The organism is Actinomadura kijaniata NBRC 14229 (assembly GCF_001552175.1).
Classification (GTDB): Bacteria; Actinomycetota; Actinomycetes; order Streptosporangiales; family Streptosporangiaceae; genus Spirillospora; species Spirillospora kijaniata.
The window spans coordinates 1-21,802 of sequence record NZ_BCQR01000115.1; the positions used below are offsets into that span (position 1 = coordinate 1).

Consider the following 21,802-nt stretch of genomic DNA (forward strand, 5'->3'; position numbering starts at 1 on the left):
GCCGCGGCCCTGGTGCCCGCCGTGGTGCTGACGGCGGGCTCGGGGTCGCGCACGGCCCCCGCCACGGCCGTCACGCCCGCGCGCGACACGGTGATCTCGCGGACGCTGCCGGGCGGGCAGCGGCTGCGGGCGATGGCGCTCGGCAGCGACGGCTCGGTGCTGGGCGTCCCCACGACCGTGGACGCCGAACGGGTCCGCGTCACGCAGCGCGGCGTGTGGGTCGCCGGGCCCGGCCGCGCGGCGCGGCGGGTCGCCGACACGGGGCCCGACTCGTTGCCGTACCTGTGGACGATGGCCGCCGGCAAGGCCGCGTACGTGTGGCCGGACGGAACGAGGCTGCGGTGCCTGCCGCCGGGCGGGGGCGAGGTCACCACGCTGCGTCCGGGGTGGGACGGGCGCGACCGCTTCTACTCCGACGGCGACGCGGTCGTGTGGTGGGACGCCGACCGGAAGGCGGTGGCCACCAATCTCGGCTGCACCGGCGCGGCACGGGACCTCTCCGTGAAGGGGACGCTGGCGGCGTTCTCCTTCCCGCACGCCTACGTGCGGTCGGGGCGGACGATGCGGCAGGTGGACGTGGTCAGCGGGCGGCAGACGACGATCACGCTGCCGGACGGCCGCGAGCCGTCGGCCGGGTTCGGGGCCGGTCCGGACACGCTCGCGTGGGCGGACCGGAACGTGCTCACCGTCCGGTCGCTCTCCTCCCGGCCCTCGCGGCGCGAGATCCGGGACCTGCCGCACGGCGGCGACGACGCGTATCTGGGGCGGGTCACCGTGGGCGAGCACGTCGTGGTGTTCAGCGCCGTCCACCAGGACCTCGACGACGCGTCGTCGCTGGTCCACGACCTGCGGACCGGGAAGAGCACGACCGTGCCGGGCGAGGCGTGGGCCGCCGGCCCGTACCTGCTGCGCCAGGAGGGCGACGGCTACCGGCTGACCCGTCCCTGAACGAGCGGCAGGCGCAGGACGAAGCGGGCTCCCCCGGAGCTGTCCTCGATGCCCAGGGTGCCGCCGTGGGACCGGGCGATCTGGCGGGCGATCGGCAGGCCGAGGCCGGTGCCGCCCGCGTCGCGTTCGCGGGCGTCCGCCAGGCGGGCGAAGCGCTGGAAGACCAGTTCGCGGTGCTCGGGGGCGATGCCCGCGCCGTCGTCCAGGACCTCCAGCACGGCCGTGCCCTCCAGCTTGCGGACGGTGACGTCGATGCGGGACTCGGCGTGGCGTTCGGCGTTGTCGAGCAGGTTCGTCAGCAGCCGGGCCAGGCGCAGCCGGTCGCCGCGCACGGTCGTGCCGGGCGTCAGGTGCGGGTGGACCGGGTGCCGCCGGGGGCCGCGGTCCAGTTCGGCCCCGACCAGGGCGGAGAGGTCCACGGGCGTGACGTGGGACGCGGCGTCGGCGTCGGCGTCCAGGCGGGCCAGCTCCAGCAGGTCGTCCACGATCGCCTGGAGACGGTCCAGGCAGGTCAGGGTGGTGCCCGCGACGGCGGGCCAGTCGGCCTCCCCGGGGTACAGCAGCGCCTCCTCGATGCAGACCCGGGCGGCGGTGATGGGACTGCGCAGGTCGTGGGAGGCGTCGGAGGTGAAGCGGCGCTGGCGTTCCAGGGCGGAGTCGAGCCGGTCCAGGGTGGCGTTGACGGTCACGGCGAGCTGGCGGAGCTCGTCGCGGCCCGGCGGGACCGGGACCCGGCGGCCGGAGTCGGTCGCGGTGATCTCGGCGAGCTCGGCGCGGATCGCGTCCACCGGGCCCAGGGTGCGGCCCACCGTCCGCCAGGTGTGCGCCGCCGTCACCGCGACCGCCATCGCCGACACCAGCAGCAGGAACGCGCACAGGTGCGGCGAGACGTACCAGGGCACCGTGGAGTCGGCGGCGTAGACGATCCAGTCGCCGTCGGACTGGTAGACGCGGAACGACACCACGTTCATGCAGCCCGACAGCCCCGCGGGCGGGCACAGCACGCGGGAGGTCTGCACGCTCTGCTCGTCGGGACGGAACGTGGCCATCGGCGCCCGTCCGGCCAGCGACCGCGTGGTGGCGACGACGGCGCCGCGCGCGTCGAGGACCTGGAGCGCGCTGGAGTCGCGCTCGTCCAGCCGCGACGGCAGCCGGTCGCGTTTGATCAGGTGGACGACGTGCAGCGCGTCCGCGACGGTCTGCTCGTGCTCGTAGTCGGCGGCCTGCCCGCGCACCGACAGCAGCGCGAGCGCCGACACCCCGACGCAGACCAGCGTGGCGATGACCGCCGCCCCGAGGGTCATCCGCACCCGTATGGACCATGATCGCCGTCTGGTCACCCGACCTCCCGCAGGCGAGGTAACCATCCGGTGGGTCGATCACCGGTGGGGGAAGGGGCGCTCCCCGCACAAGAGGCGGCAAAGAAACCTCCCGGAGGGGAGCGCGCCCCGCCACGGGGCCGTCAAGCCGGGGCGGCCCGGATCAGGCCGCGTCGTCCCGCCGGCGCAGCACCCCGTCCAGCAGGGTGGAGCGTTCGCGCAGCACCCCGTACAGCACCGCGGGGCGGTTGGTGATCACACCGTCCACGCCCAGCCCCACCGCGCGCCGCATCTTGGCGGGGTCGTCGACGGTCCAGGTGAAGACGTCCATGCCGTGGCGGTGGATCTGCTTCACGTAGGCGGCGGTGACGCTCTTGTAGGGCGGGTTGATCTGGTCGGCGAACTTGGACAGCTCCTTGAGCTCGCTGGTCCTGGGAGCGGCGAGCAGGCCGGTGGGGACCGTGGGGAGCAGCCGGTGGAAGCGGCGCACGGACGACCGGTCGAACGACTGGACGACCAGGTGCCGTTCCCTCGGGTCGGGGCGCAGCCAGGAACTGTGGCGCACCAGCTCGGAGGCGACGCGGCGCTCGATGCCCGGGTACAGGTGCGGGGCCTTGATCTCCAGCAGCAGGCCGAGGTCGCTGTCGCGCATGGCCGTCAGCGCCTCGCCGAGCGTCGGCACGCGCTCGCCCCGGTAGCGGCGGGAGAACCAGGACCCCGCGTCCAGCCTGCGGATCTCGGCGAGCGTGAAGTCGCTGACCCGCCAGGGGGAACGGCGCGGGTAGCGCCGCTCCACGTCGGTGGTGCGGCGCAGCGTCGTGTCGTGCATCAGGACCAGCTTGCCGTCCTTGGTCTGCTGCACGTCCAGCTCGAACATGTCGGCGCGTTGGGAGCGGGCCAGCCGGAACGCCGCCAGGGTGTTCTCCGGCGCGCCGGACGACGCGCCGCGGTGGGCGACGTTCGTGACGCGCGGGGAGGCCTTGCGCGCCTCGGCGGCGGCACCGGCGGCGGCACCGGCGGGGGCGTCGGCCGGGACGAGGACGACGAGGGCCGTGGTGGCGGTGAAAGCGGTGAGGCCGGGGGCGAGCCGTCGGAGCATTGGCACCTCTCGTGACTGGGGGGACGTCCACTCCTCACCCTTGAGGCAGTGGGTAACGCGCGCGTAACGCCGACATGGCGCAGCGTGGATTCGAAATGACCTTCTGTGGCCGCTATCGGAGCGTTTGCGGGTCCTCCGGAGCGGTCGGGCGGCGGCGGAGCACCCGGGGCGGGCGGGGCAGGAGACGCCGGCGTTCCCGGTCGGGGACGGCGGGCGGGCGCGGCGTGGCCAGCCGGGTCGGCCCGCGGCGGCCCCGCAGCGTGACCGACCTCCCGAGGTCCCAGTGCTGGGCCTCGGCGAGGTGGGCCGCCTCCAGCACGGTCCCGGACGCCAGCACGCGGCCGTCGAACGTCTTGGCCATGTCGCTGAGGCGGGCGGCCTCGTTCACCGGGTCGCCGATGACGGTGTACTCGAAGCGCTGCTCGGCCCCGATGTACCCGGCGACGACCTCGCCCGCCGACACGCCGACGCCGAAGTCCAGCTCCGCCACCCCGGCGCGCAGCCGCAGCGCCGTCTCGCGGGCCGCGCCGAGCGCGCCGCCCGCCGAGTCCTCCAGCGCGGTCGGCGCACCGAAGATCGCCAGCGCGGCGTCGCCCTCGAACTTGTTGATCCAGCCGCCGTGCCGGGCCACGACCGCGACGACCACGCCGAAGAACGCGTTGAGCAGCGCCACCACCTGGTCGGGCGTGCGGGTCTCGGCGAGCCGGGTGGACCCGGCCAGGTCCACGAACAGCACCGCCACCTCGCGGGTCTCGCCGCCCAGCTCGATGTCGCCGCCCTCCAGCGCCAGGTCGGCGACCTCCTCCCCCACATGGCGGCCGAACAGGTCGCGCAGCCGTTCGGACCGCCGCAGCCCCGCGACCATGTCGTTGAACCCGGCCTGCAACTGCCCGACCTCGCTGGCGTCGTAGACCTCGGTCTCGGCGGCCAGGTCGCCGCGCGCCACGCGGGCCATCCCGGTCCGCACCGTCTTGATCGGGTCGGCGATGGCGCGGGTCGCCAGATAGGTGATCACCGCGCCGACCAGCAGCGCGATCCCGCCCAGGCCGATCATGGTGAACGCCAGCTGGCCGCCCGGGATCGGCGTGACCAGCGCGGCGATCCCCACGCCGACCACGCCGACCACGGGGATCGCGGTGCCCAGCGCCCAGGCGAGCATGACGCGGGCGGTGATGCCGGGCAGCCGGATCCGGCGCGGCGGCTGGGTGGCCAGCACGAGCGCGGCGGCCGGGCGCAGCAGCCGTTCCGACATCAGGTACACCAGCGTGCAGGTGGTCATCGCGCCGAGCAGGCAGGTCAGGCCGGTCTTGACGGCCAGCCGGGCGGTGAACAGCGTCGCGTCCAGCACGGCCCAGCCGGCCGCGCCGACCGCCCACATCGCGCCCAGCAGCAGCGTCAGCCGCAGGGGGCCGAGCAGCACGGCGCCGCGCTGCTCCCGGTCGGGGACGCCGCCCTCGCGGGCCAGCCGCACCACCGGCCGCCACAGGCGCAGGCCCAGCCACAGCGCGACCGGTCCCGCGACGACGGGGTAGCTGAAGAACGCGATCGCGTTGACGCGGTGGACGTGCTCGACGTACGCGGGGTCGCCGAGCGGTGGGTCGGGCACCACGAACGTCGCGAACGACAGCACCACCAGGGCCCCGCCGACGTTCGCGATCACGACCACCGCCAGCAGCACCCAGCGGACGCGCAGCTCCAGCGGGGTGGGCAGCGGAAGGTCCTCCAGGCCGCCCAGGCGCGCCTCGATGCGGGCCTCGATGCGGGCGCCGAGACGGCGCGGGGTCGGGTTCCGCTCGGTCACCTGCGCCTCCGCCCAGGGAACGGCCCGCCGGCGTGGGGGCGCGACTGGTCTCACGATAGAGCGACGGTCCCGGACCGCCCGGACGGATCATCCCACTATGACGACCGTCACAGGCGCGTTCGGGGGCGCGACGCTACCATGGGCCCCATGAGTGGTTCCGGCAGGTTCTTCGTGACCGGGGTGTGGTTTCTGTAATCTCCCGCGCCGCCGCGGTGCTCTGACACCGCCGCCGCACGGTCGAGACACGCGCGTGCGCCCTCGCCGCCGCGCCTGATCGCCACACGTTCCGCCCCGCCGCCGGGTCTCTTCCTTTCTTCTCCGGGTCCGCCGCTTCGCGACCCGTCGTGCTCCGCCCCGGCGTGCGGATCCCTGCCGATCCCCGGTCCCGTACGGACCCGCGCTCTTTTCCGGAGGTGGTCGCATGACCAGCCGCCCGCGTTCGACAACGTTCCAGCTCACCGTCAAGGACGTCGCCAAGGCCTACGAGGGCCGCGCCGTCCTCGACCAGGTGTCGTTCACCGTCCGTCCCGGCGAGAAGGTCGCCGTCATCGGCGAGAACGGCTCGGGCAAGTCCACCCTGCTCCGCCTGCTGTCCGGCGTGGAGGAGCCCGACACCGGCGAGGTCGCCGTCGTCGCGCCCGGCGGCGTCGGGCACCTCGGGCAGACGCTCGGGCTGGATCCCGGCCTGACCGTCGCCGACGCGGTCGACCACGCGCTGGCCGACCTGCGCGCCGTCGAACGGCGCATGCGCGAGCTGGAGGCCGACCTCCACGAGGGGAACATGGCCGAGTACGGCGACCTGCTCGCCGGCTACGAGGCGCGCGGCGGCTACGAGGCCGACGCGCGGGTGGACGCCGCGATGGACGCCCTCGGGATCTCCCACCTCACCCGCGACCGCGCGCTGGGGTCGCTGTCGGGCGGCGAGCAGTCCCGGCTGGGGCTGGCGACCGTGCTGGCCGCCGCACCCGAGCTGCTGCTGCTCGACGAGCCCACCAACCACCTCGACGACCGGGCGGTGGCGTGGCTGGAGGAACGGCTGCGGACCCATCGCGGGACCGTCGTCGCCGTCACACACGACCGGGCGTTCCTGGAAGGGTTCGCCACCGCGATCCTGGAGGTGGACCGGGACCGGCACGCCGTCACCCGTTACGGCGACGGCTGGGAGGGCTACCTGACGGCCCGCGCCGCCGCCCGCCGCCGCTGGGAGCAGGACCACGCCGAGTGGCTCGCCGAGATCGACCGGCAGACCGGGCTGGCCGAGTCCGGCGCGCGGCGGCTGGACGCGCTGCGGCCGCCGAGCCGCGAGGAGCGGTTCTCCAAGCACCGCCGCTCCCACGACCATGGCGTGTCAGCGCTGGTCCGCAACGCGCGGGAACGCCTGGAACGGCTGCGCGCCCACCCGGTGCCCCGGCCGCCGGACCCGCTGCGGTTCGCCGCGCGCATCGAGGGCGGCAAGGGCGACGGGCTGACCGCCGAACTGTCACAGGTGAAGGTGGCCGGACGGCTGGACGTGGAGTCGTTCACGCTGCCGCCCGGCGAGCGGATGCTGCTGACCGGGCCGAACGGCGCGGGCAAGACCACGTTGCTGCGGGTGCTGGCCGGGGACCTGGCGCAGGACCACGGGAAGGTGCGGCGGCCCCGGCGGATCGGGTACCTGCGGCAGGAGCTCCCGCCCGAACGGTCGCGGCGCGGCGTGCTGGCGACGTTCGCCGAGGGGCTGCCCGGTCCCGCCGAGGACCACGCCGACGCGCTGCTGGCGCTCGGGCTGTTCCGGGAGGAGGACCTGGCCAAGCCCGCGGCGGGGCTGTCGGTCGGGCAGCGGCGGCGGCTGGAGCTGGCGCGGCTGGTGACCCGCCCGGCGGACCTGCTGATCCTCGACGAGCCCACCAACCACCTCTCGCTGGCCCTCATCGAGGAGCTGGAGGAGGCGCTGCGCGACTACCGGGGAGCGCTGCTCGTGGTGTCGCACGACCGGCGGTTCCGCAGCGGGTTCGCGGGATCGCGGGTCGAACTGCGGAACGGGCGGATCGTCGGCGCCGCCTGAGCACGGCGACGGCCCGATGACGGCGGGATCCGTCATCGGGCCGTCGGCCGGTCAGCTCTTGACGGGGTCGGCCTCGGCGGCCGCCGCCTCGGCCCGGCGCGAGTTGCGCCGGACCACCGGCCACGCCGCCACGATCAGCACCACCCAGATCGCCGTCACGTACAGCGCGATGCGGGTGTCGTGCTCCCACGCGATCGTCACCGTGACGAACGCGAAGAACGCCAGCACCATCCAGGTCGTGAACGGCGCGCCCGGCATCCGGTAGTCCGAGGCGGGCAGCTCACCCTTGCGGACCTTGCGGCGGTAGCCCTGGTGCGCGACCAGGATCACCGTCCACACCATGATCGCGCCACCGGTGGAGACCGAGGTGATGTACTCGAACGCCTTCTCCGGGACGAAGATGTTCACGATCACGCCCAGGCCCATGACCAGCGCGGAGATCACCACGGTGAGGACCGGGACGCCGCGGTCGTTCAGCCGGGTCAGGGCCTTGGGGCCGTCGCCGTTGACGCCCGCGGTGCGCAGCATCCGGGAGGTGGAGTACAGGCCGCCGGCGTTGCACGACGACAGCGCGGCGGTCAGCACCACGAAGTTGACGATGTCCGCGCCGTACGGGATGCCGATCTTGTCGAAGGCCAGCACGAACGGGCTCGCGCCGCCCTTGAACTCGGTCCACGGCACCACCGACAGGATCACCAGCAGCGAGCCGAGGTAGAACAGCGCGAACCGGATCGGCAGGGCGTTGATGGCGCGCGGGATGTTCTTCTCCGGGTCCCTGGCCTCGGCGGCGGTCACACCGACCAGCTCGACGCCCAGGTAGGCGAACAGCACCATCTGCAGGGTCATCACCATCGGGCTGACGCCCTCGGGGAAGAAGCCGTCGTGCTGCCAGAGGTTGCTGACGGCCGCGGTGTCGCCGACGTCCCCGAACCCGAACGCCAGCACGCCGACCCCGATCAGGATCATCGCGACGATCGCGGCGACCTTGATCATGGCGAACCAGAACTCCAGCTCGCCGAAGAGCTTCACCGAGATCAGGTTGACCACGAACAGGATCACCAGCGCTATCAGCGCCGTCTTCCACACCTCGAAGTGCGGGAACCATCGTTGGATGTAGGCCCCGGCCGCGGTCAGCTCCGCCATGCCGGTGGTCACCCAGATGATCCAGTACGTCCAGGTGGTGGCGTAACCCCAGAACGGGCCGAGGAACTCCCGGGCGTACCCGGCGAACCCGCCCTCGGCCTGCCGGTAGGTCAGCAGCTCGCCCAGCGCCCGCATGACGAAGAACAGCATCAGCCCGGCGATGGCGTAGGTGAGGATCAGGCTCGGCCCGGCCTTGGCGATGTTCTTGCCCGCGCCCAGGAACAGCCCGGTGCCGATCGTGCCGCCGATGGCCAGCATCTGGATCTGCCGGGTGCCGAGTCCCCGCTGGTACCCCTCTCCGGAGGTTGGTTCAGCCATGTGCTGCCTTTCTCGCATTCGCGCCGCCCGTTCCGGACGGCGCTCGCCGTGGCCGCGCTTCGTTGGCGTCGGCCCGGACAGAGCAGGAACAGAAGGCTACAGAAGCGAAATAAGTGCTTATTGCGCCATCCCCTAGGGAAGCCGACCACCGTTCCGGTACCGGACCGCGACCACCCCGTTACCTGGCGTCGCCCATCCTGCCCGAGATCCCGGGCACCCGCCCGGCCCGACCCTAAATGATCTTTGCTCCTGACGCCGGCGGCCGTCTTCGTCCACCGTCCAGCGAGGAACCCGATGAGACGACCTCTCGTCCGCGCGGCCTCCGTCGCACTCACCCTCACCGCCTGCGGCGGACCCGGAGAGACCGGTGCCCCCAACCCCAGGGGACTGGAGAAACCCGTCCTGAACGTCGGCGTGGTGCCCAACCCCGACTCCGCCCCCTCCAGATCGCCCAGCAGAGGGGCTTCTTCAAGGAGGAGGGGCTGACCGTCAGGGCGTCCCCCGAGGCTGCTCAACGGCTCCATGGACCTGGCGCTGCTGAACTACGTGTCGACGTTCACCGCCCAGGACAAGGGGGCGATCAGCTTCAAGCTGGTCGCCGACTCCTACCAGGGCACCAGCAACTCGTTCGCGCTGCTCACCGGGAAGGACTCCGGGATCGCGACCCCGGCGGACCCGCGCGGCAAGAAGATCGCCGTGCCCGCCGTCCGGAGCGTCACCGACCTGCTGCCGGCCGTCCGCCCCAAGACCGCCGGGCTCGACCCGGCCCGGGACGTCACCGTCACGCCGATCCCGCTGGCCAGCATGGGCGCCGCCCTCAAACAGGGCTCGGTCGACGCGGTCGCGGCGGTGGAACCGTTCGCCACCGGCGTCCAGAACGAGCACGGGGCCCGCCGGCTCGCGGACCTGGTCACCGGCCCCACCCGGGACTTCCCGATCGCGGGCTGGGGCGGCACCGCCCGGTTCGCCGAGAAGAACCCGAAGACGGTGGCGGCGTTCCAGCGCGCCACCGGCAAGGCCCTCAAGATCGCCGCCGACCGCGACGAGGTGGTCAAGGCCATCCCGGCCTCCCCGCCACGACCGCCGCCATCACCCTCGGCTCCTTCCCCACGACGCCACGCGGCTGGAGCGGGTCGCCGCCCTGATGCGGGAGTTCGGCTACCTGAGCAGGACGCCGGACATCGCGTCGATGCTGGTGGCGCAGCCGCGGTGAGCGCGATCGCGCGGACCCGCCGCGGCGTCCAGGGGGTCGCGGCGTTCCTCGCCGTGGCCGAGCTGACGTCCCGGAGCGGACTGCCCCTGCCGCCCGTCTCGGCGGTCCTCGCCGAGGCCGGGCGGCTCGCCGGGGACACCGCGTTCCTGACCGACGTGCGCGCCACCGTCACCGCCTGGCTGCTCGGCCTGGCGGTGGCGGCCGCCCTGCCCCGGGTCGAGGCGGTGGCCCGGCCGGTGCTCGAGTTCCTGCGGCCGATCCCGGCGATGGCGATCATCCCGCTGGCGCTGCCGCTGTTCCCCGACGCCCTCGACATGAAGACCTCGGTGATCGTCTACACGTCCTGCCGGCCGGTACTGATCAACACCGTGTACGGGCTGCGCGAGGTGGCCAAGGAGACGCTCTCCTCCTTCGGCCTCGCCCCCGTTCATCGCGACCGGGGTGCGGCTGTCGGCGGCCATCGCGCTGATCGTCGCGGTGAGCGCCGAACTGCTGGCCGGGGCTCGCCGGGCATCGGCACGTTCACCACCAACGCCGGAAGCTCCGACCGCGTGGAGCTGATGCTCGCGGCGACGGTGTGGGCGGGCGCCCTCGGCCTCGCCGCGGGCCGCTCCGAACGACTGTCGGACCACCTGGCCCCGCTCGTCCACTTCTTCCGCGCGATCCCGCCGCCCGCCCTGGTCCCGGTCTTCATCGTGCTCTTCGAGATCGGCACCCGGATGCAGCTGGCGACGATCGTGTTCGGCGTCGTGTGGCCCGTCCAGCTGAACTCCCTCGACGGAGCCCGCCACGTCGACCCGCTCCAGCTGGAGACGGCCCGCGCCTTCCGCCTGCCACGCACCACCCGCGTCACCCGGATCATCCTCCCGGCCGCCGCCCCCAAGATCTTCGCGGGTCTCCGGCTGAGCCTGTCCACCGCGCTGATCCTGATGGTGGTCTCCGAACTGGTCGGCTCCGTCAACGGCATCGGCTACCTGCGGATGCCGGCCCAGAGCACCACCGACGTCCCCGGCGTGTGGACCGGAATCGTCCTGCTGGACGCCCTCGGACCGGCGCTGAACACGGCGTTCCTGACCGTCGAACGCCGCGCCCTGGCCTGGCATCACGGGGCCCAACGCCTGTGACCGGACCCCCGTTAACCGAGTTGGCACCACCCACACCCATCCCGTAAGCTCTTCCATGTCGCCGCGAACGAGAGGCCCAAGGCCAGACCGGACAACGCACACCCCGAGTCAGCTAGACTCGACGCCACAAGGTCCTGTGGAGCAGCTAGGAGTGCTCGCCACCCTGTCAAGGTGGAGGCCGCGGGTTCAAATCCCGTCAGGACCGCCAGACGCGCCGATCGCGTGCGTCCTGGGCAGGTAGCTCAGTCGGTACGAGCGTCCGCCTGAAAAGCGGAAGGTCGGCGGTTCGACCCCGCCCCTGCCCACAACTCTGAGCAGTGCAAACGCCCCGAAGCCATAGGCTCGGGGCGTTTGTCGTTGACAGCAACGCTGCCGTCATCAAGCGGACGGTCACCTAAGACAGCCAACACCTCACCTCAGTTGAAGATGATCAACGCAGAACCTCACACAGGGCGACCTTCTGCTGACTACCGACAGAGGTCATGACCGTGATTTCAGAATACGATCTGATAATCTGGAGGCATGAGCACCAGCCACCCCGACGCAGTGACCTTCTCTGATCTGTCGCGCAACCCCCGGGCCGTGGCCGAGCGCGCCTCCCAACTGGGGCGCTTGCGCGTCACCCATCGCGATGCTCCCGACTTCTACCTCACAGCCGCCGACCGCGAGGAGCAGCGCGACGAGACACTGGTGACCGCATCCCGGATCTTCCTCGCACTCATGAAGCATGATCCCGGCGCTCTCAACCTGCTTCTCGCCATGCCAGACGTGTTCCCCTGGGTGCGCCACCTCAGCACCGAGGAGGTCCGCGCGTTCACCGTAGAACTGGTCGAAGCATTGTCGGACGCAGCAGAGCTTGACCTCGACACTTCCGCCCACGAGGTCATCGCCGGCTGGCGCGCCACGGCGCGCATCAAGGCCGACCCCCAACAGTACGAAGACGCAATCCGGCCCACTACCGGAGACTTCGGTGCAGTGGAGGTCAACCCTTGAGCCCCAAGCGAGGGGACAGGGTCACAGTCCCACCACCCGACGACGAATGGGACGTACGATTCGGCACCAGCGACGCAGTGCGTGGCTGGGAGGAACTATGCCGACTCGCACTGGCCAATACACGCCGCTGCCTTGAGACGCTCCGCTCCGACCCACGTTCCCGTAGCAACCACGATCGACAACACCGCCTCCGTGGAGATCTCGCAACCCACAAGCACAACGGCCGAGATTTGGAGCAGTGGGAATACGAGGTCACTAGCGGCGGCCGCGTTCGTTATGTCATCAACGATGCCGACCGCACAGTGTGGATCGTCTACGCATCTCCCCGTCACCCCAAGGACACCGACCGTTGACAGGCTTCGCCGATACCGGCACACGCGACAGCAACGGTGACAGCAACAACCGCTACCGATGACAGCCACCGACACACGTCAATCACCGCTGGCCTCAGGCAGACACCCCCCACCATGACGGCTGCTCTTCCTGAAAAGCGGAAGGTCGGCGGTTCGACCCCGCCCCTGCCCACATTCACACCTCTGACCAGCAGAACCATGGTCAGAGGTGTTCTTGTTTTCGGGCCGCATTTCCGACAGGCCGATGCACAGCGCTCGACTACCGTTCGCCTACCTCCCGACGACGCCGGATTGGTGTCCTTGCGGCTTTAGACCGTGTCTTGATTGGTGATGGTTCGTTGGACCAGCCGTGGCGAGCTTTGAGGAACGGCTGGTGCCGGATGAGTTGTGGGAGTTGTTCCAGCGGGTGGTCCCACCTGCGCCGACGCGTCCGCAGGGCGGTGGGCGGCGGCGCGCCGACGATCGCAGCGTGCTGGCGGCGATTGTGTTCGTGGCCACCACCGGATGCACCTGGCGGCAACTGCCGCCCACGTTCGGCGCATCGTGGCAGACGGTGCACCGCCGCTTCACCCAGTGGACCGCCGCGCGGGTGTGGGCCAAGCTCCACCGGGTGCTGCTGGATGAACTCGGCGCGGCCGGGGAACTGGACTGGTCGCGGTGTGTGATCGACTCGGTCAGCGTCCGCGCCGCCAAAGGGGGGATCTGACAGGCCCGAATCCTGTCGACCGCGGCAAACCCGGGTCCAAGATCCATTTACTCACCGACAGGGCCGGTCTGCCGCTGTCTGTCGGGATCTCGGCGGCCAACACCCACGACAAGCTCGGACTGGAGCCGCTGGTGCGCGGCATCCCGCCGGTCCGGTCCCGCCGCGGCCCGCGCCGTCGCCGTCCGGGCAAGCTGCACGCCGACAAGGGATACGACTACCTCGACCTGCGCAGATGGCTGCGCAGTCGCAGCATCGCCCCGCGCATCGCCCGTCGCGGCATCGAGACCTCCCACCGGCTGGGCCGGCACCGCTGGGTGGTCGAGCGCACGGTGTCCTGGCTGAATGGCTGCCGCCGCCTGCACCGCCGCTACGAGCGCAAGGCCGAACACTTCCTGGCCTTCGTCGGCATCGCCGCCGCCCTCATCTACTACCGCCACCTCACCAAATGAGACGACGTCTTAGTGGCGCAGGCGGTCGGGCTGTCCGACACGGCCGCCGGTGGGGTCGATCCGGCAGGATCGCATCCATCCTGGAGTTGGCCCCTTCTGAAGGAACTCCGGTCGACATCACCGGCCTTGGCTGGTTGGCCGGGATGTCGGCCTCGTCTGGGGTGTTCTCAGAAGATCGTTGCGCTGGGTGCGCTGCTGTGGTTCTCCTGGACGGGGTCGGTCGCCGTGGTCGGCTGGTCTGCTGGGCTCGCTGGTTGGGTGGTCCTTGTAGCCCAGCCGGGACTGTTCTTCCCGTTGTCTGGGAGGTCGACAAGAGACGGCGGCCCAGTCGTTCTTCGGTGGTGTGTGCTTGGCGGATTTGTGCGTTGTCGCACAGTAAGCCTTGTTCGGATGTTCGCGAGGCGATGCGTTACTCGCGTTCGAAGGCGTCGGCGAACGCGTATTTCGAGTTGGAACCGCAGCGGTCGATGACGGCCTGGAGGGAGACGTCGGTCCTGTGTAGCAACCGGGCCGCGGTCGTCGTCCGCCACCAGGTCAGGTAGGCGAGCGGCGGTTGCCCGACGACGGTGGTGAAGCGCTTGGCGAAGGTGGAGCGCGACATGCCGGACAGTGCGGCCAGTTCGTTGATCGTCCAGAGGTGTTCGGGACGGTGGTGCAGGTGTTGCAGCGCGACGGCGATGGCCGGATCGGTCAGAGCGGCGGCCAGGCCGGTCGCGGCGTCGCCGGAGCGCTCGTCGATCCAGGTGCGCAGGACGTACAGCAGCAGCATGTCCATCAGCGAGGCGAGCAACGCGTCGGTGCCGATGCAGGGTCGCCAGAGTTCCTCGCCCATGAGTTCGACGGTGGTGCGCAAGGCGGAATGCCGCCCGAGCCGGGCGGGCAGGTGGATGACCGGCGGCAGCTCGGCCAGCAGCGGATGCGGGCGCAGGCGATCGAGGCGGTAGCGGACGCAGAGCAGGTCGGCAGCGGCCCCCTGCCCGGGGATGTCCAGCTCGGAGATCAGGGAGTCTCCGTCGCGGGCGGGACCGAAGTCGACCAGCGGGCTGCCGGAGCGGTCCGCCAGCACGTGTCCGTGCCCCGGGGCGGTGAACAGCACATCCCCGACGCCGAGCGTCAGCGGTGGGCCGTCCGGGGGGACCAGGCGGCAGGCACCCTGCAGGACGACGTGGCAGCAGGCCGAGTCGTCGGAGGGGAACCGAACGCCCCACGGCGCTCCGCACCTGACCCTTCCCGCGTACGGACGGCCCACCCGCATGGTCGCGAGTACGTCACTCAGAACATCCACACCGCTACCCTAAGTCGCGGCCTTGGGCGGACGGGGCGGACACCACCCACGACCAGGCGATGAGGGGAGCGACGCGCTCGATGGAGGTGGATCCGGTGATCCGACCGCTCGGCAGGGACAGCGCATGGGTGTCAGGCGTGCGTCACAGCTTGATGTGTCCGCGCGGGCGGCGTCGGTCGGCTCCTCGTTTGGCGTGGATATCGCAGTCCCATTCGATCCGGGTGATCCCTCGCAGAGCGCAGGAATCAGCTCTGCGGGATGACCACCGACCGGTGCCCCCTGGCCGGTAGGACACTCGACAGCTGGCAATGGCTTCAGATGGCCGGGGTTTCCCGTATGCGTTTCACCGCCGAATTCCTACGGCTTCGGCTGCCTCCGCCCAGCCGCGATTATCATCTTCTTGTCATCGCCTCCGCACCCTTTACCGACCACCGACCGTGATCTTCATCCGAGCAATCGCCCCTTGGCTACGGTCATCGCATGCCACGTCGCAAGCAGCATGCCGAATCCGGGCCGCTCGAACTCACCCCGCGCCTGGTCAGCGAGGCCATCAACAAACGGCAGGCTCGTCCCGAGCGACCATCCGCCCTGGCCTACCAGTCACTCATTCCGGCCTCGTACCAGAGCCTCGACATCGATCCCACCATGGAACAGCTCGTCCGGCGGCTTCCACCACCAGGCGGCTCCATGTCCTCCGCCGACGCTGAACGCTGGCTCGACACCGCCCGTTCCGTCATCGGTCTCGTTTACGTCGACCCCGCCGAGGGCTGAGCACCGGCCGCCGTCTCCAGCGGTCAGGCGGTGCGGCGCTCCTGGCGCGCCCACCTGCGGCGGAACCGCTCGACCAGTTCCTGGTTGCGCTGCGGAGTCCCGCGCAGGGCATCGAAGTCCATCGCGGTGGACGCCAGCCGTTCGTAGTCGGGGTGGTTCGGTTCGACGATGGTCACGCCGTCACCGACATCGTGAGGCACCAGCAGCAGACCGTCGCGTCGGATCGCCTGGGCCATCACACCTCCAACCCGTAGTGCCTGACATAGTACCGGGCCACCATCTCGGTGACCGGGATCGAGCCGGACAGGTGCCGTGACAGCCAGTCCAGTTCATGATTGATCACCAGCGCCCACGCCTCGGCCCACCACTCCAGCGGATCCTGCCAGCGCTGGTACACCAGCAGCGGCCGGCACCGCATCATGATCGTCTGCCACTCGGCGGACTCGGCCGCCCGGCGGCGCCGCTCGATGACGTGCCCGATCTCATGGTCCACCAGGGAGACCGAGACATGCGGGCCGGTACCGACCACCACGGTGCGCCGGCCCCAGACCACGGCGCCGGGGACCTGGTCCCACAGCTGGTCGATGCCGGGCCGGACCGGCCGACCGGTCAGGTACCGCAGGTGGTCCAGGGCCGGGGCGTTGCCGACGCCCAGCCACAGCCCGCCGGTGAGGGTGTCGGCGACCAGCGAGGCGATCGGTCCGGGCAGCGCCGCCAACCGGTCCACGGCCGCGATCAACTGAGAGGGGGGCGGGCCCTCGGCGGGGTTCCACTGGCGCCGCACCACCTGTTCCAGCACACCCAGATGGCGGCGGCCGTCTCGAGGCACCAGATCGGCGTCGGCGGGGTGCGGATCGCACCAGTACGGCGCACGCTGGCCGGTGGAAAGCGCAGGCGGAGTCGTCATGGCGTTCTCATGCTTCCAGAAACCGCCATGCTCCTTGGGCGGTGGTGACTGTCAGCGAAAGCGCCTCAACACCCTTTTACCTGGCGCACTGTCAAACCACCGCGTTCCGGCCATTGACCGGAATCCGAGTGCGGACCGCAGAACACCGGCACTATTCGCATCGGTCCCTGCTGATCACCGCACCAAGTGGCGGCCAACGGCCGAGACCACCAGCAAGTCACGCACACCTCGTGGACTCCGTTAAAACAGAAAGCCCTTTGCGCAACCCTTACTCGATTGTCCGCCGACCACCGCCTGTCGCAATCGACAGGCAGCGGGGATCGCTGCATGATTATTTTCATGAATTCACCTTCCCGGCACTTGTCGGTCGGCCCCACCGAGTGGCTCCTGGCATTCTTGCGAGCTCGAGAAAAGTCGTACCGGGCACAGTCCGGACTGGCCGTAGGGCCTTCGGAGTGGCTGGTGGTGTTCCTGAACGCCAGCAATAACGAGCCCCCCGTCCCGCAGCGCTCGACAGTCCTTTCCCGGCGGTACCGCGACGACGAACGCCCCGTGTCGCGGCTGAGCGCGCGCAGCGCATAAGGGGAAAGTGATGATCATGGAGATGGCGCTCGCCTGCCTGATCGGCGGACTGGTCGGCGGAGTGGAACTGGTCAGCCGTTACCGGGATCGCCCCTGGGCGGCGATCCTTTCGCTCGCCGGGCTGCTCTACCTGTTCGTCAACATCATCGCCGCGGTGGTCGCGCTGATCATCGTCACGGCCGCCGGATGGCGGTTCGGACTGCCGGCGTCGATGGGCGAGACGGCACAGATGTTCGCCCGCGTCTCCACCGCGGGGTTCGGCTCGGCCATGGCGCTACGGCTGTCGCTGGCACCCGCGCAGGCGCACGGGGCGGGCACCGGCCCGGTCTCGCTCCTCAACGGCATCCTGCGGCTCGCCGACCAGGTGATGGAGCGCAAGGGCGCGCTCAGCCGCCTGTCGGGGAACGGGCTGGCAGGTCTGTCGTTCGAGCGCGACCATGCGGCGCTCGCGGAACTGTGCTGCCACCTGCTGGAGCAGTTCGACCTCGGCGAGGCCCAGCGGCTCGGCGGGCTCGCCGCCGACCTCAGGCAACGCACCGACCTCACCGACAGCGACAAGCTCGACTGCTTCGGGCTGGAGCTCGTCCGGCTCGTCGGGGAGCGCGCCCTCCGGCAGGCGGCCCAGCACCTGCGGGAACGGCTGGAGAAGGAGGCGGTCGAGCGGTCGGCCGCGCAGGCGGCCGGGCAGGTTCCCGCGGCCGCCGTCGAAGATCGGCTCGCGGCCCTGCCCAGCACGTCGGAGGGCTCCGAGTCCGAGACGCCGACCGAACGGTCCTCGCGTCTGCGCCCGAGCCCGAACGGCGCGAGCAGGCTGGAGCGCAAGGCGTTGAGCGACGTCTAGCGGTTCGGCGGCCGCGACGCCGCGCCCCGGGCGGGTCCAAGGTGCTGGCGCACTCATGAGTGCGCCAGCACTTTCCGTGTCCGCCCGAAAAAAGCACCGCCCACAGATGAAAGGTTCTGTGGGCGGTGCGGGGACCTGCCGAGTCAGCTCGTTCCTTCTTTGCGCTCCTGCATCATTTCAGCGATTTTGTGCAACGCTTCCGCCATCGACAAAAGAGCCGTTATCTGGGCTACCGCCATCTGGCTCTCCGGGGACGGACGCGCGGCCTGCGCCTCTGCGGCAGAATCATGTGCCTGCTGGCTCCACCAATTCATGGGATGATCTTAGATCACATAATTCGGCCCTCTCGGCAAGGCATGCGGGAGGGAAACGATAAGTTGCGGGCAACTTTCGGTGCGAGTAGTCGCGCCGATGAGTGGCGTGTGAGCGACGCGTCGAACCGGTGTCGATCGCCTCGCCTCCGGCGGCCCGCAGCCGTCCACACCGCCCTCAAGGGTCGTCTTCGTTCCTTGAGTGACCACCGGAGAGGCGGGGACGGCCTCCGGCCTCGAAAGCGTTCGCGCTCGGCGCGGACCCGGTGGAAACGTTGCGGTTCGCACTGTTCGCTCGGTACGCCATCGGGCCACTCCGCTCCGGCCTCGGGCGCGGAGGTGCAGAAGTGTGGTTCTCCCCAGGACCGGCGGCCTCTGGTGGGAGGATCCTTAACACTGTCCCGAGGAGGAAGAAGTGACTGGGATTCCTGAATGGGAGGCGCTGCAACGGCTGATGCCTCCCACGGCCGAGCCTGACCTCTCGGTCGACTGGGGGCGGATGCGGGAGTCGTGGGGCACGGAGTTCCCCTCCGACTACCGGAGGTTCATCGGGTCGTACGGGCCCGGCACCCTCCAGGGCTATCTGGTGGTCCAGGACCCCGAGCCCAAAGGCGGGCCGCGGCGGTCGCGGTTCGGCGGTATGCAGCACGAAACCGCGAACGCCGAGCGGGCGTGGGCCACTGACGCCAAGACGCCGGAGCTGGCGGGAGCACGCCCCCGGCTGATCGCCTGGGGCGCGGACTCCAGCGCGGACATCCTGTGCTGGGACGCCTCCGCTGACGATCCGGACACCTGGCCCGTCCTGGTGCGGGACCGGGACGAGAGTCTCTGGAGCCGCTACGACTGCGGGATGGTGGAGTTCCTTTCGCGGGTGTTGCGAGCGGGCTTCGACGAGTGTCCCCTCGGTGACCTTTCCCTGTGGGGACGGGGGTCCGCGACGTTCCTCCCCGAGAGCGAGCAGCGGCGCCGGGTGGAGGAAGGGTTCGACCCATGGACGGGCGAGCCGGATCCGTACGCCGGAATGTACGGCGGCTGACGACACCACGCGATCATCCACAACGGCGGTCACCGGCAGTCTTCGCGGATGAGTGCCGGGTCGGCCTCTGTGGCGGGGCGGAGCCGAGATCCCCGGTACGGGATCTCGGCTCCGCCCATCTCCGCGTGCTGGTCAGGGGATGGTGAATTCGCCCTGGTTGAGGACGCGTGGGTGGAAGTAGGCGACCTGGATTTCCGCGTTGGTGTTGTTACCGCGCAGGTGCTCGGACCACATCATGAAGTAGGCCCATCTGGTCTGGGTCGCGAGCAGGGAGGCGGTGGGCATCTTGCCCATCTCGGCCAGGGCGATCGGCTTGGATCCGGCGATGTTCTGGATCTGCTGGTAGTCGGCCTGGCTCGGGTGGGCCTTGTACCAGACGTCCAGGGAGACGACGTCCACGTAGGAGGAGCCGGGGTAGTAGGCGGCCCAGTTGCCCGCCGGGTTGTCCTGGACGTTCCAGACCCAGATCAGGTTGGTCAGTCCCTTGCTCGTGAGGTGGTCCCGGGTGATGCGGTAGAGGCGGGCGCTCCCGTTCGGGCCGGGACGGTTGCCCCACCAGTTCCACGCCTCGTTCATCTCGTGGAGCGGGCGGAAGAGGACCGGGACGCCCGCGTTCTTGAGCTGCTGGAGGCAGGGGACGGCCTCGTCGAGCCGACGCTTCCACGCGTTGTTGAGCGCGGTGCCGTTCGTGACGATCTGGTGGAACTGGTCGTTGGAGATCTGTGTCTTCACGCCGCCGTCGAACTGGCAGGTGCCGCCTCCGGTCGGGGTGCAGACGTGCCAGGTGAGGGTGACGAGCGAGCCGTTCGCCCATTCGGTCTTGGCCTGGTCGATGACGCGCTGCTGTCCGCCGGCGTCGATCCTTGGGTCACGCTCTACCACTGGGACCTGCCCCAGGCGCTGGAGGACGCGGGCGGCTGGCCCGAGCGCGACACCGCCCACCGCTTCGCCGACTACGCCATGCTCGTCTTCGACCGGCTCCACGACCGCGTGACGTCATGGACCACCCTCAACGAGCCCTGGTGCGTGGCGGACTACGGCTACGCCGACGGCGTCCACGCCCCCGGACGCCGCGACCGCGGGGCGGCCATGCAGACCGTCCACCACCTGCTGCTCGCCCATGGCGAGGCCGTCACCCGGATGCGCGCGGCCCGCGCGGACCGCACGTACGGCATCACCCTCAACCTGGCCCCGGCCGTCCCCCACACCCCGGCCGACCGGGAGGCCGCCCGCCGCGCCGACGGCTTCGGGATCCGCATGTACCTGGACCCCCTCCTGCTGGGCCGCTACCCCGAGGACGTCCGTGCCGACCTGGAGCGCGAGGGCATCGAACCGCCCGTCCGGGCCGATGATCCAGAGGTGATCGCCGCCCCGCTGGACGTGCTCGGCGTCAGCTACTACTTCACCGAGACCGTCCGTTCCGGCGCCGCGCCCGTCCGCGAGGGCGCGACCACCGCGCTCGGCCGGCCCATCACCCCGACCGGGCTGACCGACCTCCTCGTCCGGCTGCACCACGACTACCCGCCGGTCCCGATCGTCATCACCGAGAACGGCGGCGCGTTCGCCCCCGGACCGGACGACCACGGCCGGATCGGCTTCCTGCGCGAGCACATCGGGGCCGTGGCCGCGGCCCGCGCCCGGGGTGTGGACGTGCGCGGCTACTTCGTGTGGACGCTCCTGGACAACTTCGAATGGGCGCACGGGTACGCCCCCGCCTTCGGCCTGATCTCCGTGGACCGCACGACCCTGCGACGCACCCCCAAACGGAGCGCCCTCTGGTACCGCGACTTCCTCAGGAGCTGACCTGGCCTGCACGCCCTCGCGCGTGCGGTCGGGTGGGCCGGTCGGGCCCGCTCAGGTCAGGAGGGCGCGCCAGCGGTCGGCTGACTCGATCATGTCCAGGCTGACGCGTTCCAGGAACGTCGCCGTCCTGGCCAGCCGTCGCCCCACGGGGCTGTCGAGTCCGTACTCCTCCGCCACCGCCATCGTGGCCCGCACCGTCTCGATCGTCTGCATCCTGCTGGTCACGATGGCGCGGTACCAGGCGTCGTCGTCGATCACGTAGATGTCGCGACGGCGCCGCGGGTCGCGCTCGCGCCGGGCGTACCCGTGCTGGACCAGGAAGTTCACGGCCACGGAGACCGAGGCGGGGCTGACGTTCAGCCTGCGGGCCAGCTCGGCGGCGGTGCGCCTGCCGTCCTCGGCCAGCAGCAGGTCGTGGTGCACGCGCGCCGCCGTCCTCGGCATCCCCGCCCGGACCGCCATCTCGATGGTCTCCTGTTCCGTCGCGGCGACCGACGGCGCGGCCGCGCGCGGGGGCGCCGGCGTGCCGCGCCGGGCCCGCTGGACCGTCGCCCGGTGCGCCTGCTGGGGCCGGTAGCCGGCGGGGCCGCCGTTGCGCGCGATCTCGCGGGTGATCGTCGAGGCCGGCCGGTCGAGCCGCCGGGCGATCTCGCGGTAGGAGAGCCCGTCGTTGAGTCCGGCCGCGATGCGCTGGCGGTCCTGCTGGGTCAGTCGTCCTCCTGGCATGCCGCCAGTGTCGCCTTAACCTCCCTTCAT

The 21,802-nt window shown here is 70.9% G+C and carries 19 protein-coding genes and 2 tRNA genes; 11 read left to right on the forward strand and 10 right to left on the reverse strand.

Annotated features, from left to right (window positions below):
* The coding region (locus AKI01S_RS51890; protein WP_169814039.1) for a hypothetical protein at window positions 1-948 on the forward strand (948 nt) is incomplete at its 5' end.
* On the opposite strand, the gene AKI01S_RS31200 is transcribed toward AKI01S_RS51890, so the two are convergent.
* From AKI01S_RS31200 to AKI01S_RS31210, 3 genes are all read right to left on the reverse strand, one after another.
* Entirely contained in the window at window positions 927-2,252 is a 1,326-nt protein-coding gene (locus AKI01S_RS31200) for a sensor histidine kinase (RefSeq protein ID WP_084000418.1), read from the reverse strand. The two genes, AKI01S_RS51890 and AKI01S_RS31200, sit on opposite strands and share 22 nt — an antisense overlap.
* A gap of 178 nt (window positions 2,253-2,430) precedes the next feature.
* On the reverse strand, window positions 2,431-3,366 hold the full coding sequence (locus tag AKI01S_RS31205) for a glycerophosphodiester phosphodiesterase (RefSeq protein WP_067825765.1): 936 nt from the start codon (window positions 3,364-3,366) through the stop codon (window positions 2,431-2,433).
* 112 nt (window positions 3,367-3,478) lie between these two features.
* A complete protein-coding gene (locus tag AKI01S_RS31210; RefSeq protein WP_245681855.1) occupies window positions 3,479-5,167 on the reverse strand; it encodes an adenylate/guanylate cyclase domain-containing protein in 1,689 nt (562 codons plus the stop codon).
* A gap of 421 nt (window positions 5,168-5,588) precedes the next feature.
* On the opposite strand from AKI01S_RS31210, the gene abc-f reads away from it, so the two are divergent.
* Entirely contained in the window at window positions 5,589-7,211 is a 1,623-nt protein-coding gene (gene abc-f / locus AKI01S_RS31215; protein WP_067825768.1) for a ribosomal protection-like ABC-F family protein, read from the forward strand.
* Between the two features lie 51 nt (window positions 7,212-7,262).
* Here abc-f and AKI01S_RS31220 read toward each other — a convergent pair whose 3' ends face one another.
* A complete protein-coding gene (locus tag AKI01S_RS31220; protein WP_067825770.1) occupies window positions 7,263-8,672 on the reverse strand; it encodes an amino acid permease in 1,410 nt (469 codons plus the stop codon).
* Window positions 8,673-9,179: 507 nt separating this feature from the next.
* Here AKI01S_RS31220 and AKI01S_RS31225 point away from each other — a divergent pair.
* The 5 genes from AKI01S_RS31225 to AKI01S_RS51000 all read left to right on the forward strand — a co-directional run bounded on the left by AKI01S_RS31225 (window position 9,180) and on the right by AKI01S_RS51000 (window position 13,510).
* Window positions 9,180-11,009 (forward strand): ABC transporter permease subunit, encoded by a 1,830-nt coding sequence (locus AKI01S_RS31225; protein ID WP_439951694.1) that lies wholly within the window; start codon window positions 9,180-9,182, stop codon window positions 11,007-11,009.
* Window positions 11,010-11,139: 130 nt separating this feature from the next.
* Window positions 11,140-11,217: transfer RNA gene (locus tag AKI01S_RS31230), tRNA-Asp, on the forward strand.
* Between the two features lie 23 nt (window positions 11,218-11,240).
* Window positions 11,241-11,314, forward strand: a tRNA-Phe gene (locus tag AKI01S_RS31235).
* Between the two features lie 217 nt (window positions 11,315-11,531).
* Window positions 11,532-12,002, forward strand: coding sequence for a hypothetical protein (locus AKI01S_RS52550; protein WP_067825774.1), 471 nt, complete (start codon window positions 11,532-11,534; stop codon window positions 12,000-12,002).
* 702 nt (window positions 12,003-12,704) lie between these two features.
* A protein-coding gene (locus tag AKI01S_RS51000) for an IS5 family transposase (RefSeq protein WP_281186161.1) occupies window positions 12,705-13,510 on the forward strand; the annotation gives its coding sequence in 2 pieces (ribosomal slippage) (window positions 12,705-13,050 and window positions 13,050-13,510; 807 coding nt in all).
* 409 nt (window positions 13,511-13,919) lie between these two features.
* On the opposite strand, the gene AKI01S_RS31255 is transcribed toward AKI01S_RS51000, so the two are convergent.
* The gene (locus AKI01S_RS31255) at window positions 13,920-14,795 is read right to left on the reverse strand and encodes an AraC family transcriptional regulator (protein WP_067825776.1); all 876 of its coding nucleotides are present in this window, start codon (window positions 14,793-14,795) and stop codon (window positions 13,920-13,922) included.
* 480 nt (window positions 14,796-15,275) lie between these two features.
* Between AKI01S_RS31255 and AKI01S_RS51005 the strand changes: the two genes are divergently transcribed.
* Entirely contained in the window at window positions 15,276-15,566 is a 291-nt protein-coding gene (locus AKI01S_RS51005) for a hypothetical protein (protein ID WP_157420271.1), read from the forward strand.
* Window positions 15,567-15,589: 23 nt separating this feature from the next.
* Here AKI01S_RS51005 and AKI01S_RS31260 read toward each other — a convergent pair whose 3' ends face one another.
* On the reverse strand, window positions 15,590-15,802 hold the full coding sequence (locus AKI01S_RS31260; RefSeq protein WP_067825778.1) for a hypothetical protein: 213 nt from the start codon (window positions 15,800-15,802) through the stop codon (window positions 15,590-15,592).
* Window positions 15,802-16,473, reverse strand: coding sequence for a hypothetical protein (locus AKI01S_RS31265; RefSeq protein ID WP_157420272.1), 672 nt, complete (start codon window positions 16,471-16,473; stop codon window positions 15,802-15,804). The genes AKI01S_RS31260 and AKI01S_RS31265 overlap by 1 nt, the downstream gene beginning before the upstream one ends.
* A gap of 592 nt (window positions 16,474-17,065) precedes the next feature.
* Here AKI01S_RS31265 and AKI01S_RS31270 point away from each other — a divergent pair.
* On the forward strand, window positions 17,066-17,896 hold the full coding sequence (locus AKI01S_RS31270) for a hypothetical protein (RefSeq protein WP_067825782.1): 831 nt from the start codon (window positions 17,066-17,068) through the stop codon (window positions 17,894-17,896).
* A 143-nt stretch (window positions 17,897-18,039) separates the two neighbouring features.
* Here the strand turns inward: AKI01S_RS31270 and AKI01S_RS51010 are convergent, their stop codons facing one another.
* The gene (locus tag AKI01S_RS51010; RefSeq protein ID WP_157420273.1) at window positions 18,040-18,210 is read right to left on the reverse strand and encodes a hypothetical protein; all 171 of its coding nucleotides are present in this window, start codon (window positions 18,208-18,210) and stop codon (window positions 18,040-18,042) included.
* Window positions 18,211-18,622: 412 nt separating this feature from the next.
* On the opposite strand from AKI01S_RS51010, the gene AKI01S_RS31275 reads away from it, so the two are divergent.
* Window positions 18,623-19,243, forward strand: a complete 621-nt coding sequence (locus tag AKI01S_RS31275; RefSeq protein WP_084000422.1) for a hypothetical protein — start codon at window positions 18,623-18,625, stop codon at window positions 19,241-19,243.
* Window positions 19,244-19,375: 132 nt separating this feature from the next.
* On the opposite strand, the gene AKI01S_RS31280 is transcribed toward AKI01S_RS31275, so the two are convergent.
* Window positions 19,376-20,125 carry a glycosyl hydrolase gene (locus AKI01S_RS31280; RefSeq protein WP_218009887.1) on the reverse strand — a complete coding sequence of 250 codons (750 nt, stop codon included), beginning with the start codon at window positions 20,123-20,125 and terminating at the stop codon, window positions 19,376-19,378.
* On the opposite strand from AKI01S_RS31280, the gene AKI01S_RS52925 reads away from it, so the two are divergent.
* Window positions 20,021-21,046 (forward strand): glycoside hydrolase family 1 protein, encoded by a 1,026-nt coding sequence (locus tag AKI01S_RS52925; RefSeq protein WP_084000423.1) that lies wholly within the window; start codon window positions 20,021-20,023, stop codon window positions 21,044-21,046. The two genes, AKI01S_RS31280 and AKI01S_RS52925, sit on opposite strands and share 105 nt — an antisense overlap.
* Window positions 21,047-21,097: 51 nt before the next feature.
* Here the strand turns inward: AKI01S_RS52925 and AKI01S_RS31290 are convergent, their stop codons facing one another.
* Window positions 21,098-21,772, reverse strand: coding sequence for a GbsR/MarR family transcriptional regulator (locus AKI01S_RS31290; RefSeq protein WP_067825787.1), 675 nt, complete (start codon window positions 21,770-21,772; stop codon window positions 21,098-21,100).
* Window positions 21,773-21,802: the final 30 nt, after the last annotated feature.

Coding starts and splice junctions, on each gene's coding strand:
- AKI01S_RS31205 (WP_067825765.1), bottom strand. CDS start 3,366: ATGCTCCGACGGCTCGCCCCCGGCCTCACCGCTTTCACCGCCACCACG.
- AKI01S_RS31265 (WP_157420272.1), bottom strand. CDS start 16,473: ATGACGACTCCGCCTGCGCTTTCCACCGGCCAGCGTGCGCCGTACTGG.
- AKI01S_RS31200 (WP_084000418.1), bottom strand. CDS start 2,252: ATGACCCTCGGGGCGGCGGTCATCGCCACGCTGGTCTGCGTCGGGGTG.
- AKI01S_RS52550 (WP_067825774.1), top strand. CDS start 11,532: ATGAGCACCAGCCACCCCGACGCAGTGACCTTCTCTGATCTGTCGCGC.
- AKI01S_RS51005 (WP_157420271.1), top strand. CDS start 15,276: ATGCCACGTCGCAAGCAGCATGCCGAATCCGGGCCGCTCGAACTCACC.
- AKI01S_RS51010 (WP_157420273.1), bottom strand. CDS start 18,210: ATGAATTGGTGGAGCCAGCAGGCACATGATTCTGCCGCAGAGGCGCAG.
- abc-f (WP_067825768.1), top strand. CDS start 5,589: ATGACCAGCCGCCCGCGTTCGACAACGTTCCAGCTCACCGTCAAGGAC.
- AKI01S_RS31220 (WP_067825770.1), bottom strand. CDS start 8,672: ATGGCTGAACCAACCTCCGGAGAGGGGTACCAGCGGGGACTCGGCACC.
- AKI01S_RS31270 (WP_067825782.1), top strand. CDS start 17,066: ATGATCATGGAGATGGCGCTCGCCTGCCTGATCGGCGGACTGGTCGGC.
- AKI01S_RS31260 (WP_067825778.1), bottom strand. CDS start 15,802: ATGGCCCAGGCGATCCGACGCGACGGTCTGCTGCTGGTGCCTCACGAT.
- AKI01S_RS31290 (WP_067825787.1), bottom strand. CDS start 21,772: ATGCCAGGAGGACGACTGACCCAGCAGGACCGCCAGCGCATCGCGGCC.